Below are 13,213 nucleotides of genomic sequence, written 5' to 3' on the forward strand. Positions count from 1 at the left end.
GCTGCGGTGATGCGCACCTTGTGCATTGTTAGCAGATTTTACTGGAGGCGACACTTGTGCCTGCGTTTTCGCCGAAAAAACACCCCATTTGTCGGCCGATCCCCTAATCCGGCTTCGCTGGGTATAATGCGCCGCCCTCGAAGTCAGGCAACGCCGGACTCATGGCGGTTCGCCAGCCCTGAAAATAAATGCTGGCGCACGATACCCAGGCAAGGCAATTCGTACATAGCCCAGTTTTTTGCTCACAACTCCAGGTGGTTTTATGGACAGCATCAACAGCCGCATCGCCGAAGAACTCGGCGTACGCCCACAACAGGTCGCAGCGGCCGTAGCACTACTGGATGAAGGCTCGACTGTGCCCTTCATTTCCCGCTACCGCAAGGAAGTGACCGGCAGTCTTGATGACACGCAACTGCGCCATCTGGAAGAGCGCCTGCGTTATCTGCGTGAACTGGACGAACGGCGCGTCAGCATTCTTGCCAGCATCGAAGAGCAAGGCAAGCTGACCCCGGAGCTGGCGCGCGACATCAAGCTGGCCGATACCAAGACCCGCCTCGAAGACTTGTACCTGCCTTATAAGCAGAAACGCCGCACCAAGGGCCAGATCGCCCTTGAAGCCGGGTTGGGCGAACTGGCCGATGGCCTGTTCAACGACCCGAGCCTGGCCCCTGAAGCAGAAGCAGCCCGCTTCGTCGACGCGGAAAAAGGCGTAGCCGATGTAAAGGCCGCGCTGGAAGGCGCCAAGTACATTCTGATGGAGCGCTTTGCCGAGGATGCCTCGCTGCTGGACAAGCTGCGCAGCTTCCTCAAGCAGGAAGCGGTGATCAGCGCACGCGTGGTACCGGGCAAGGAAGAGGAAGGCGCCAAGTTCCGCGACTACTTCGAACACGACGAACCGCTCAAGAGCATGCCGTCGCACCGTGCGCTGGCGATTTTTCGTGGTCGCAATGAAGGCTTTTTGAGCTCCGCACTGAAAGTCGGTGAAGAATTGCCGGGCGCCATGCACCCGTGCGAGCTGATGATCGGTGAGCGCTTCGGCATCCAGAACCAGAACCGCCCGGCAGACAAATGGCTGGCCGAAGTGGTGCGCTGGACCTGGAAGGTCAAGCTGTACAGCCACCTTGAAACCGATCTGCTGGGTGAGCTGCGTGACGGCGCGGAAACCGAAGCGATCAATGTGTTCGCCCACAATCTGCACGACCTGTTGCTGGCCGCGCCGGCCGGTCAGCGTGCCACGCTGGGCCTCGACCCAGGTCTGCGCACCGGCTGCAAGGTCGCCGTGGTCGACGCCACCGGCAAACTGCTCGACTACGCCACCGTCTATCCGCACGTACCGAAAAACCAGTGGGACCAGACCATCGCCGTACTGGCCGCACTGTGCGCCAAGCATTCGGTCGACCTGATCGCCATCGGCAACGGCACCGCCAGCCGCGAAACCGACAAGCTGGCTGCCGACCTGATCAAAAAATACCCGGGTCTGAAGATGACCAAGGTCATGGTCTCCGAAGCAGGCGCTTCGGTGTACTCGGCATCGGAACTGGCCGCCAAGGAGTTCCCGGACCTCGACGTGTCGATCCGTGGCGCGGTGTCCATTGCCCGTCGCTTGCAGGACCCGCTCGCCGAACTGGTGAAAATCGACCCAAAATCCATCGGGGTCGGCCAGTACCAGCACGACGTGTCGCAGCTCAAGCTGGCGCGCGGCCTGGATGCGGTGGTGGAAGACTGCGTGAACGCCGTGGGCGTGGACGTGAACACGGCCTCCGTGGCGCTGCTGGCACGCATTTCCGGCCTCAACACCACGCTGGCGCAGAACATCGTTGCGCATCGTGATGAAAACGGCGCGTTCAAGACCCGCGCGGCGCTGAAGAAAGTCAGCCGCCTGGGCGAAAAAACCTTTGAACAGGCCGCCGGTTTCCTGCGCGTCATGACCGGTGACAACCCGCTGGACGCCTCCGCCGTTCACCCGGAAGCCTACCCGCTGGTGCAGCGCATTGCGGCTGAAACCGACCGGGACATTCGCTCGCTGATCGGCGACGCCAGCTTTCTCAAGCGCCTGGACCCGAAGAAATTCACCGACGAGACCTTTGGTCTGCCGACCGTGACCGATATCCTTCAGGAACTCGAAAAACCGGGCCGTGATCCGCGTCCGGAGTTCAAGACTGCCGAGTTCCAGGACGGGGTCGAAGACCTCAAGGACCTGCAACTGGGGATGATCCTCGAAGGCGTGGTCACCAACGTCACCAACTTCGGTGCGTTCGTCGATATCGGCGTGCATCAGGACGGTCTGGTACACATCTCGGCGTTGTCCGAGAAGTTCATCAAGGACCCGCGTGAAGCGGTCAAGGCCGGTGATGTAGTGAAAGTGAAGGTCATGGAAGTCGATATCCCGCGCAAACGCGTCGGCCTGTCGATGCGCATGAGCGACACGCCCGGCGAGAAAATCGATGGCGCACGCGGTGCCCGTCCAGGTTCTTCGCCTCGTCAGAACAACGCTCCGCGCAAGGAAACCACTGCGCCAGCGCCCGCCAACAATGCGATGGCGTCGCTGTTCGCCAATGCCAAGCAACTGAAGAAGCGCTGATGGATATTCCTGAAGATCTGACCCACAGCGCCTATTTCAAGATGCTCGGCTGCGAGCTGCGGCGTCTGGACGAGGGCGTTGCCGAAGTTGCGTTGCCGCTGGAGGCGCACCTGCGCAATCGCGGCAACGTGATGCATGGCGGTGCAATCTTCAGCCTGGTCGATATCGCCATGGGCCTGGCCTGTTCCAGCGCTCACGGTTTCGACCAGCGCAGCGTGACCATCGAGTGCAAGATCAACTACGTGCGTGGCGTCTCCGAGGGCGAAGTCCTGTGCATCGCCAAGGTGCTGCACGCGGGTCGCCGCACGCTGGTGGTCGAGGCTGAAGTCGTTCAGGGCGACAAGCTCGTCGCCAAGGCCCAGGGCACATTTGCGGTGATCTAGACTTGATCAAGGGCTGATGAAAAGCATCCCTGCGAACTGAACCTAGCCGTACCGACATCATTTGGGTTAATTTCGGCACCATTAGCGTGGTGCCGAGTCCATTTGGGTAGTACGACAAAGAGCAGTGATTGTGAACAGGCGCTACCGACCCACCAGGCGACTACGCCAGTTCCTTTCTTCACCCTTGTAGACCGTCAAGTCCACCCCCATATCGGGGCGACCGATGCGTGAAGGATTACACCTTGAGCGAACTTTTAAACCGTCGTCTTGCATTGCTCGGCGAGCGTAACAACCTCTCTCTGCTGGAGCAGTGCCTGCACGGTATCGAGCGTGAGTGCCTGCGCGTTACCGCAACGGCAGAACTGGCCCGGACGCCCCACCCGCAAGCTCTGGGTGCCGCCCTGACCAATGGTCAGGTGACGACCGATTATTCCGAATCGCTGCTGGAGTTCATCACGCCAGCCTTGAAGAACCCGGCCGAGACCATCGACAACCTGGACCGGATCCATCGCTTCGTTTACAGCAAGCTGGACAACGAACTGCTGTGGAGTCCGTCGATGCCTTGCCCGTTGCCGGACGAAGAGCACATACCGATTGCCTATTACGGCACGTCGAACATCGGCAAGCTCAAGTACGTGTACCGCAAGGGCCTGGCGCTGCGTTACGGCAAGACCATGCAGTGCATTGCCGGCATTCACTACAACTTCTCGTTGCCGGAAGACGCGTGGGCGCTGCTCAAGCAGACCGAAGACTTTGCCGGCGATGCCCGCGACTACCAGTCGCATTCCTACATCGCGCTGATTCGTAACTTCCGCCGCTACAGCTGGCTGTTAATGTACCTGTTCGGCGCTTCACCGGCACTCGACGCGGGATTCCTGCGCGGCCGCAAGCATCAGTTGGAACAACACTTCGACGCCGACACCCTGTATCTGCCGTACGCCACCAGTCTGCGCATGAGCGACCTGGGTTATCAGAGTGACGCCCAGGCCGATCTGACCCCTTGCTACAACGATCTGGTCAGCTACACCGATAGCCTGCGCAAGGCCGTGGCCACGCCTTACAAGCCTTACGTCGAGGTCGGCACTCATGACCAGAACGGCGAGTGGGTGCAGCTCAATACCAACGTGTTGCAGATCGAGAACGAGTACTACTCCAACATTCGTCCCAAGCGTGTGACTTATAGCGGCGAACGCCCTATTCAGGCGCTGGTGGCCCGTGGTGTGCAGTACGTCGAAGTACGCTGCCTGGACATCAACCCGTTCCTGCCGACCGGCATCAGCCTGGAGCAGTCGCGCTTCATCGATGCCTTCGTGCTGTATTGCGCCCTCGAGGAAAGCCAGCAACTGGCCAGCCACGAATGCTCCAACGCAAGCTCGAACTTCCTGTCAGTGGTCAAGGAAGGGCGTCGCCCGGGCCTGAGCCTGATGCGTGACAACCGCCCTGTCGATCTCAAGACCTGGGCAACCGAGCTGGTGGAGAAGATCACGCCGATTGCCCGCCTGCTCGATCAGGCTCAGGGCACCGATGAGCACCTCAAATCGATTGCCGTGCAACAGGCCAAGATCGACGATACCGCGCTCACACCGTCTGCTCAGGTGCTGGCCAGCATGGAAGCGCATAACGAGGGCTTTACCGCGTTCTCCCTGCGCCAGAGTCAGGTCCATGCCGAATACTTCCGCACTCACCCGCTGAGCGCTCAGGAACAGGCAGACTTCGAAGCCCAGGCCAAAACCTCGATCGAAGAACAGGCCGAACTGGAAGCGACCGAGGAAGTGGTGGATTTCGACACGTTCGTGGGGTCGTATCAGGCGAGCATTCTGTCGATCAGCAACTGATCGTGCAATTACTGTGGGGAGCTTGCTCTCGAAGGTGCCGGTGCAGGCGCGACTATCGTGCGGCGCTCTGCGTCGCATGCCTTTCTGGACGCTCCGCGTCCTCTTGACGACGCAGAGCGTCGAGAACTGCATTCCCACGCTGGAGCGTGAGGAACGATCATCTCAACTATCGTGCCCAATGCTCTGCGCTTCTGCCCGAAGGGCGTGGGTGAGCCGGCTCACGAAAGGGACGGTTCAAACGTCCCTTTCCGGCTGCTTGTGCCAGCCTCTTCGTGAGCAAGCTCACTCCCACAAAATATAGCCAAGAGTGCTCTGCGTCCGCCCCCAGGCTTATATCGCCTTTTCGAAGATCTTCGAATTACGCTGGTAGTTGTACAGCGAGGCGCGGGCGCTTGGCAGACGGTCGACGCTGCTGGGTTCGAAACCGCGTTCGCGGAACCAGTGTGCGGTGCGGGTGGTGAGGACGAACAGGGTCTTGATACCCAGGGCCCGGGCGCGGTTTTCAATACGCTCCAGAAGCTCGTCACCACGGCCACCGTGCCGGTATTCCGGATTGACCGCCAGACACGCCAGCTCGCCCGACTCCGAATCGGCAATCGGATACAGCGCAGCACAGGCGATGATCAGCCCTTCGCGCTCAACCACGCTGAACTGCGTGATCTCGCGTTCCAGCACTTCGCGGGAACGACGCACCAGAATGCCCTGCTCTTCCAGCGGCGTGATCAGGTCCATCAGACCGCCGACATCCTCGATGGCCGCTTCGCGCACCAGTTCGAACTGCTCCTGCGCGACCAGCGTGCCGCCGCCATCGCGGGTAAACAGTTCGGTGAGCAGCGCGCCGTTCTCGGCATAACTGACGATATGGCTGCGCGCGACACCGCCACGGCAGGCCTCGGCCGCGGCGTCCAGCAGTTCCGCCTGATAGTTGGCACCCAGGCGCTGCAGGTGCGCGGGCACCTGTTGCGGACGCAGTTCGCGCACCAACCGGCCCTGCTCGTCCAGCAAGCCGGTTTCGGCGCCGAACAGCAGCAGTTTGTCGGCGGCCAGATCGATGGCCGCGCGGGTGGCGACGTCTTCACAGGCCAGGTTGAAAATCTCGCCGGTCGGTGAATAACCCAATGGCGACAACAGCACGATATGACGCTCGTCCAACAGGCGGTTGATGCCCTTGCGGTCGACCCGGCGCACTTCGCCGGTGTGCTGATAATCGACACCCTCAAGCACACCGATAGGCCGTGCGGTGACGACGTTGCCGCTGGTCACTCGCAACCGCGAGCCCTGCATGGGCGAGGCGGCCATGTCCATCGACAGACGCGCCTCGATCGAAATGCGCAGCTGACCCACGGCATCGATCACGCACTCCAGCGTTTCGGTATCGGTGATACGCATGTCGCGGTGGAAGCGCGGGGTGATACCGCGCTGAGCCAGACGGCTTTCAATCTGCGGGCGGGAACCGTGAACCAGCACCAGGCGCACGCCCAGGCTGTGCAGCAGCACCAGGTCGTGGACGATGTTGCCGAAATTGGGGTGCGCAACGCCGTCGCCGGGCAGCATGACGACGAAGGTGCAATCGCGGTGAGCATTGATGTACGGAGACGCGTGGCGAAGCCAGTTGACGTATTCGGGCATGACAACAAGAGCCTGTAGAAAAAATGGACGAAAAAAAGAAGCACGCACAACGGTGTGGTGGTTATCGTCGGAACAGGCTTGGCAGCACGCGCAGTCTCCTTTTACTCAAGATGCTTTCATTAACACAGGTTATGCCTGACTCACTGGGGCGTCAGGCAGTAATGCTCGATCAATTGACGTAACAGACGCACTGTAGGGTCAAGACGTGACATTTCGAGGTATTCCCCCGGCTGATGCGCACAGGCGATGTCGCCCGGGCCGAGCACCAGTGTCTCGCAGCCAAGGCGCTGAAGATAAGGCGCTTCGGTGCCGAATGCTACTGCTGCGGCCGTATGACCGGTCAGACGTTCAGCGACACGCACGAGCTCAGCGTCAGCGACCTGCTCGAACGGCGCGCATTCGGGGAACAGCGGCGCATAGTCGATCTGTACCTGATGCAGCTCGGCCAGCGGCTGCAGCTTCTGCCGAATGGCCGAGCGCAGCACTTCCGGGTCCATGCCCGGCAGCGGACGCAGGTCGAATTCCAGCGAGCACTGGCCACAAATCCGGTTCGGGTTGTCGCCGCCATGAATACAGCCCAGGTTCAGCGTCGGCTGCGGCACCGTGAATTGCGGGTTGCGGTACTTCGCTTGCCACTGCGTGCGCAGGCCCTTGAGTTCGCTGATTGCGTCGTGCATGGCTTCGAGTGCGCTGTGCCCAAGGCTCGGATCGGAGGAATGGCCGCTGCGCCCGAGAATATCGATACGCTCCATCATCACGCCCTTGTGCAGGCGGATCGGCTTGAGCCCGGTCGGCTCGCCAATCACCGCCGCACGACCCAGCGGGCGGCCGGCCTCGGCCAGCGCACGGGCACCGGCCATCGAGCTTTCCTCGTCGCAAGTGGCGAGGATCAGCAGCGGCTGCTTGAACGGCTGGTCAAGAAGGCCACGCACCGCTTCGATGACCAGCGCAAAAAAGCCCTTCATGTCGCAACTGCCCAGCCCGACCCAGCGGCCATCCACCTCGGTCAGCTTCAAGGGGTCGGTCTTCCACAGCGCCTCGTCGAACGGCACGGTATCGCTGTGCCCCGCCAGTACCAGACCGCCTGGGCCTGTTCCATAGGTCGCCAGCAGATTGAACTTGCCGGGGGACACTTGCTGGATGTCGCAGGCAAACCCCAGATCGCCGAGCCATCCGGCCAGCAGATCGATGACGGGGCGGTTGCTCTGGTCCAGAGAAGGCTGAGTGCAGCTCACCGAGGGTACGGCGATCAGGGCGGCGAACTGGTCTTTCATGGACGGCAACGGCATGGACGCTTCCTGTAATCGGGACGGAACACGGCCCATCATAGGGCCATAGCAACCCAGGAATAAACCGTTTCGGGCCATGTCCTGTACACTGACGGCCTCAGCAGCCGTTCAATCATGGGCTGCGCTCCCGTTTATCCGTATCAGCGTTTGGATTCCCCCGGCCATGCAAAAAGAAACAGAAATCAAACTCCGCGTCAGCCGCGAGACCCTCGCTGCACTGCGTGAACACCCGTTGCTCAAGAAGCGCAACAAGAGTGGCTGGGAGCGCCTTGAACTGTCGAACCAGTATTTCGATACCCCGCAAGGTGAGCTGGCACAGGCCAAAGTCGCCCTGCGCATCCGCCGCGACGGCGATCAGATCATCCAGACCATGAAGACTCGCGGGCAAAGCGTGGCCGGCCTGTCCGAGCGCAATGAATACAACTGGGACCTGAGCAAGGCCAAGCTGGACCTGAAGAAGCTCGAAGGCGATTGCTGGCCCGAGCAACTGGCCGATCTGGACAAGAAAACCATCAAGCCGCTGTTCACCACCGATTTCGTGCGTGAGAAAGCCGAGATCGCCTGGGGCCGTGGCAAGGCCAAAGTGGTGATCGAAGCCGCACTGGACCTGGGCCAGGTGGTGGCGGGCAAGCAGAAGGAAGAAATCTGCGAGCTGGAACTCGAGCTGCGTGAAGGCGAACCTGCCGCGCTGCTGGAGCTGGCCGCCGAATTGGCTGCAACGCTGCCGCTGATGCCGTGTGATATCAGCAAGGCCGAACGCGGCTATCGTCTGCTCGATGCCAGCAGCTACTCGCTGAGCCTGCACGCTCCCGCTCTGCACGCAGAAACGCCGCTGGACGACGCTTATTCCGCGCTGGCCTGGCACCTGCTGGGCAGCAGCCAGCGTCTGGCCGAGCAATACCGTTTCAACGGCCACTGGCGTCTGCTGCAGGACTGGGTCGAGATGCTCGCCGAACTGCGCGCCCTGACCAGCAGCCTCGGCCAGGCCGCGCCACGCACCTCGACCGCACAACTGCGTACTGCGCTGGACGCCTTGCTGGAAGACTGGCGACCGCTGGTTCAGGCCGGGCAGGACGATGCCGATGTACGCGGTGCCGCCCACGAGCAATTCCTGGAAGAATTGCAGGACACGCGCTGGGGCGAGTTCTCGCTGAATACCTCACGCTGGTTGCTGGCCCGCAGCTGGACCACCGAACGCAACACCCGCGGCAATCGTCAGGGCGCCGCACTGTTGAGCAGTTGGCTGCCACGCCTGCTGGGCGAAGAAGCCACGTCCCTGCAATTAAGTCGTTATCAGCAGCAGCCGGAAGACCTGGCAGAGCAACTGCCCCGCATCGAGCGCATCCAGTCATGGCTGCACTGGGCACGCGGCGCGCTGGACCTGCCGGAACTGGATCGCCTGTATGGCGAACTGCGCAAGCTGGAAGAACTGGCGCATCTGGACATCAGCGACGAAGTCCTCGATGCCCGCGTGCAACAGGCCATCACCGTCTTCCAAAGCCGCGCCTGGAAGACCCTGCTGCGCTTGTAAGGCTGGATCAGAAGGCCGTAGAAGTGGGCCGGGCGACGCTGCGTTTGTACATGATCTCCCGTTTTTTGTCGGAGCGGACTTGTCCGCGAACCGCCGGGAACCGGCAGCAAAACCAGTCACCTCGGTGCACGAGGCACAACCGAGGCTGGCGCAACTCCGGGCACCAGCCCCGTCAGCGCAGCAGCGGCAGGCTGGTGGTGGATTTGATCTCGGAGAGGGCTACTGTCGAGTTCACTTCCTGGATGCCGGGCACCAGCGAAAGCTTTTCAAAGAAGAACCGCTCGTACGCCTCGATATCCGGGGTCACGATGCGCAGCAGAAAATCCACCGACCCCATCAGCACATAGCACTCCAGCACCTCCGGAAAACCACGAATCGCGTCGGTGAACTCGGTGAAGTTGGAGCGCCCGTGGGCATTGAGTTTTACCTCGGCGAATATCTGTGTGTTCAGACCGATTTTCTTGCGGTCCAGCAACGCCACCTGACGGCGAATCACGCCTTCATCCTTGAGCCGTTGGATGCGGCGCCAGCAGGGTGATTGCGACAGTCCGACCTGCTCGGCGATCTGCGCACTGGAAAGCGAAGCGTCTTCCTGCAGCAGCGCCAGAATCCTGCGATCGTAACTGTCCAGCTCGATTTGCATAATTAATTTTCTCAAACAGTCTGTGGCGCATTAACAAGTCTTATAAAGACTAATCCACCCAATGATGGACCAGAAATTTCTTTTCACGCATGCAAAGATTTCCAGCATCCTTCTGGAGTACCAGCATGCCCAATCTCGAAGCCGTCACCCCCCCTTCGCAGCGTCCAGATAGCTGGTCGTCGAGCAATGCGCAGTGCTGCGCACGCTACCGTGTCTGCGCCGAAGCCGAGCCTGCCTTGCTCTGTCAGGTGTTGAACCTGTTTGCCATGCAGTACCTGATTCCCGACCAATTGAGTGCCGTGCAGCAAGAGAACCTGCTGCTCATCGATCTTCAGGTCTCCAGATTGAGCTGGCATCGGGCACAAGTGATTGGTGAAAAAATGCGCAACCTGATCGACGTCTGCTCAATGGAGGTCGAGCAAGTCGACGCCCGCAATACCGCGCAATCCCGTGTCGCCCTGGCGACGGGCTGAATCAATTCGCCTGCTCCGGCAATTCCCGGTCGCATAGAACGAACAACGCTGTCACGCTTGGCGTCTACTCTTGTTCATCGTCCAATGACGAATTGCCTCAAGGAGCGCACATGGCAGCCCTGGCCCCCTCTTCACAGGATCGCTGGCTCGATCTGAATGATGTGTTGCGTGATCTGGTTGCCGAAGGCTATCTCGGCCAGGACGACGCGGAAACGGCACTCACCCAACGTCGCAGCGCAGTGAACATCCAGCTGCATCCCCTCGAGTTTCTCGCTTCGCTGCAGTTTGACGACCTCAAGCGGCCGGGCAAGAAGCTGGACGTGGAAACACTGACCGCCTGGCTGGCCAAAACCTGTGGCCAGCCTTACATGCGTATCGATCCGCTGAAGATCAACGTCGCGGCGGTCACGCCACTGATGTCCTACGCCTTTGCCCAGCGCCACAAGATTCTGGCCGTAGCGGTCGATCGCGAATCGGTGACCATCGCCAGCGCGCAGCCTTATGTGCGCTCATGGGAAGCCGACCTGGCGCATGTGCTCAAGCTGCAGATCAAACGTGTGGTCGCCAACCCGTCAGACATCCAGCGCATGGCGATGGAGTTTTTCAGGCTGGCCAAGTCGGTCAGCGGTGCCAGCGCCTCTGAGCAAAAGATGAGCAACATGGGTAACTTCGAACAGTTGCTCAAGCTCGGCGCCAGCGATCAGGAGCCTGACGCCAACGACGCGCACATCGTCAATATCGTCGACTGGCTGTTTCAGTACGCCTTCCAGCAACGCGCCAGCGATATTCACATCGAGCCGCGCCGCGAACAGGGCACCGTACGCTTTCGAATCGACGGGGTGCTGCATAACGTTTACCAGTTTCCGGCGCAGGTGATCATGGCGATTGTCAGCCGCCTGAAAAGCCTGGGGCGGATGAACGTCGCCGAAAAACGCAAACCACAGGACGGGCGGGTCAAGACCACCACGCCTGAAAATCGTGAAGTGGAGTTGCGCCTGTCGACCCTGCCGACCGCGTTCGGCGAAAAAATGGTCATGCGGATCTTCGACCCCGAGGTGTTGCTCAAGGACTTCGACCAACTGGGCTTCTCCAGTGACGACCTGCGGCGCTGGCAGGAAATGACCCGCCAGCCCAACGGCATCATTCTGGTCACCGGCCCGACCGGTTCGGGCAAGACCACAACGCTGTACACCACCCTCAAGAAACTGGCGACCTCCGAGGTCAACCTGTGCACCATCGAAGACCCCATCGAGATGGTCGAGCCGGCCTTCAACCAGATGCAGGTGCAGCACAACATCGAACTGAGCTTTGCCGCCGGCGTGCGCGCGCTGATGCGACAGGACCCGGATATCATCATGATCGGCGAGATTCGCGACCTGGAGACCGCTGAAATGGCGATTCAGGCGGCGCTTACCGGTCACCTGGTGCTGTCGACGCTGCACACCAACGACGCACCCAGCGCCATCAGCCGGATGCTCGAACTGGGTGTGCCGCACTACCTGCTCAAGGCGACCATCCTCGGCGTCATGGCCCAGCGTCTGGTGCGTACCCTTTGCCCGCACTGCAAGGCCCCGATCAACCTGAACGAAACCGACTGGCAAACCCTGACGCGCCCCTGGCAGGCACCGGTGCCACCCGGCGCGCATCAGGCAGTCGGTTGTGTGGAATGCCGAGATACCGGCTATCGGGGCCGGGCGGGTGTCTACGAGATCATGGTCATGTCCGACAACATCAAGGCATTGATCTCGGCGGACCTCGACCTGACCGCCATGCGTCGTCAGGCCTTCAAGGAAGGTACGCGCAGCCTGCGTCTGTCCGGCGCTCAGAAAGTCTCGGCAGGCCTGACTACACTCGAGGAAGTGTTGAGGGTGACACCGCAGAGCGAACAACGTTGATCAGGGTGAAGGCGTTGTTCCAGAAGGCCGCGCGGCATGGCGAGCCCGCTAAAGTGAACTACGCGGTACACCTTGATTGAACTAGTTCGTAGCTTTGGCTATCCAACCCCTCAGAACAACCACAGCTGGAGTAATTCATCATGCGTCTCAAGTTCGCTGTCGCCACCGTAGCCTTGCTTTCCATCCCAATGGGTTCAGCGATGGCTGACACCTTCTGGCGTAATGTGCTGTCTTCCGGTGCAACCACCGGCTCGACTTACCTGACCTTCAAGGATCACAAGCTGATCGTTGCCGCCCAGGATGACGCAGGCAGCTTCGTCGCCAGCGACGGTGGCATCCGCGGTCCGTTCCTGGAAGCGGCCATCGAGCAGGTGCGCAAAGACAATCCAGGCCTGAAAGCCACCGACATGGAACTGGCCAACGCGATCCTGGATAAGAATCTGGTCGCTGAAAACCAGTAAGTCTTGCCGATTAGCTTCGCGTATAAAAAATGCCGCTCCATGAGCGGCATTTTTGTGAGCGGCAGTCGGTTATTCGCCGATAGCGCTCTTGTACCCGGCTGCATCCAGCAGCTTGGCCAGATCGCCGCTGGCGTCGCTTGGCTTGAGCTTGAAGATCCAGGCGTCGTACGGATCACTGTTGAGCGACTCGGGCGAATCGCCCAGCGCTGCGTTGACTTCGATCACTTCGCCCGCAACCGGCGAGTAGATATCCGAAGCAGCCTTGACCGACTCCACAACACCGGCGGTGTCAGCGGCAGCGAACACTTTGCCGATTTCCGGCAGTTCTACGAAGACCACATCGCCCAGTGCTTCCTGTGCATGGTCCGAGATGCCAACGGTCACGGTGCCGTCTGACTCCAGACGTGCCCACTCATGACTTTCGGCGAAACGCAGCTCGGCGGGAATATTGCTCATTTAGTCATCCTCAACATCGGGTCAGCGGAAAACCCGC

11 protein-coding genes are annotated in these 13,213 nt (G+C 60.6%); 7 read left to right on the forward strand and 4 right to left on the reverse strand.

From position 1 onward, the window contains the following. Window positions 1-262 precede the first annotated feature (262 nt). The 3 genes from ACW55A_RS23360 to gshA all read left to right on the forward strand — a co-directional run bounded on the left by ACW55A_RS23360 (window position 263) and on the right by gshA (window position 4,799). On the forward strand, window positions 263-2,581 hold the full coding sequence (locus ACW55A_RS23360; RefSeq protein ID WP_003367415.1) for a Tex family protein: 2,319 nt from the start codon (window positions 263-265) through the stop codon (window positions 2,579-2,581). Continuing rightward, window positions 2,581-2,964 (forward strand): PaaI family thioesterase, encoded by a 384-nt coding sequence (locus ACW55A_RS23365; protein WP_003367417.1) that lies wholly within the window; start codon window positions 2,581-2,583, stop codon window positions 2,962-2,964. The genes ACW55A_RS23360 and ACW55A_RS23365 overlap by 1 nt, the downstream gene beginning before the upstream one ends. A gap of 242 nt (window positions 2,965-3,206) precedes the next feature. After that, window positions 3,207-4,799 carry a glutamate--cysteine ligase gene (gene gshA, locus ACW55A_RS23370; RefSeq protein WP_003432210.1) on the forward strand — a complete coding sequence of 531 codons (1,593 nt, stop codon included), beginning with the start codon at window positions 3,207-3,209 and terminating at the stop codon, window positions 4,797-4,799. 330 nt (window positions 4,800-5,129) lie between these two features. On the opposite strand, the gene argA is transcribed toward gshA, so the two are convergent. Next, entirely contained in the window at window positions 5,130-6,428 is a 1,299-nt protein-coding gene (argA, locus tag ACW55A_RS23375; protein WP_003367421.1) for an amino-acid N-acetyltransferase, read from the reverse strand. 140 nt (window positions 6,429-6,568) lie between these two features. Further along, window positions 6,569-7,717, reverse strand: a complete 1,149-nt coding sequence (gene argE, locus ACW55A_RS23380; RefSeq protein WP_003367423.1) for an acetylornithine deacetylase — start codon at window positions 7,715-7,717, stop codon at window positions 6,569-6,571. Window positions 7,718-7,880: 163 nt separating this feature from the next. Here argE and ACW55A_RS23385 point away from each other — a divergent pair, with 163 nt between their 5' ends. Beyond that, window positions 7,881-9,248, forward strand: coding sequence for a CYTH domain-containing protein (locus ACW55A_RS23385; protein WP_003367425.1), 1,368 nt, complete (start codon window positions 7,881-7,883; stop codon window positions 9,246-9,248). 172 nt (window positions 9,249-9,420) lie between these two features. Here ACW55A_RS23385 and ACW55A_RS23390 read toward each other — a convergent pair whose 3' ends face one another. Continuing rightward, window positions 9,421-9,891 (reverse strand): Lrp/AsnC family transcriptional regulator, encoded by a 471-nt coding sequence (locus tag ACW55A_RS23390; protein WP_003305413.1) that lies wholly within the window; start codon window positions 9,889-9,891, stop codon window positions 9,421-9,423. A 125-nt stretch (window positions 9,892-10,016) separates the two neighbouring features. Here ACW55A_RS23390 and ACW55A_RS23395 point away from each other — a divergent pair, with 125 nt between their 5' ends. The 3 genes from ACW55A_RS23395 (at window position 10,017) to ACW55A_RS23405 (ending at window position 12,720) form a co-directional block, all read left to right on the forward strand. Then, window positions 10,017-10,364 carry an ACT-like domain-containing protein gene (locus ACW55A_RS23395; RefSeq protein WP_498811650.1) on the forward strand — a complete coding sequence of 116 codons (348 nt, stop codon included), beginning with the start codon at window positions 10,017-10,019 and terminating at the stop codon, window positions 10,362-10,364. Between the two features lie 110 nt (window positions 10,365-10,474). Beyond that, window positions 10,475-12,259, forward strand: a complete 1,785-nt coding sequence (gene tfpB, locus ACW55A_RS23400; protein ID WP_003432204.1) for a type IV pilus assembly ATPase TfpB — start codon at window positions 10,475-10,477, stop codon at window positions 12,257-12,259. 140 nt (window positions 12,260-12,399) lie between these two features. After that, window positions 12,400-12,720 (forward strand): DUF2388 domain-containing protein, encoded by a 321-nt coding sequence (locus ACW55A_RS23405; RefSeq protein WP_002551535.1) that lies wholly within the window; start codon window positions 12,400-12,402, stop codon window positions 12,718-12,720. Window positions 12,721-12,789: 69 nt separating this feature from the next. Here the strand turns inward: ACW55A_RS23405 and gcvH are convergent, their stop codons facing one another. Then, window positions 12,790-13,176 carry a glycine cleavage system protein GcvH gene (gcvH, locus tag ACW55A_RS23410; RefSeq protein ID WP_003367432.1) on the reverse strand — a complete coding sequence of 129 codons (387 nt, stop codon included), beginning with the start codon at window positions 13,174-13,176 and terminating at the stop codon, window positions 12,790-12,792. Between the last annotated feature and the right edge of the window lie 37 nt (window positions 13,177-13,213).

Source organism: Plantibacter cousiniae (nom. nud.) (assembly GCF_977070315.1).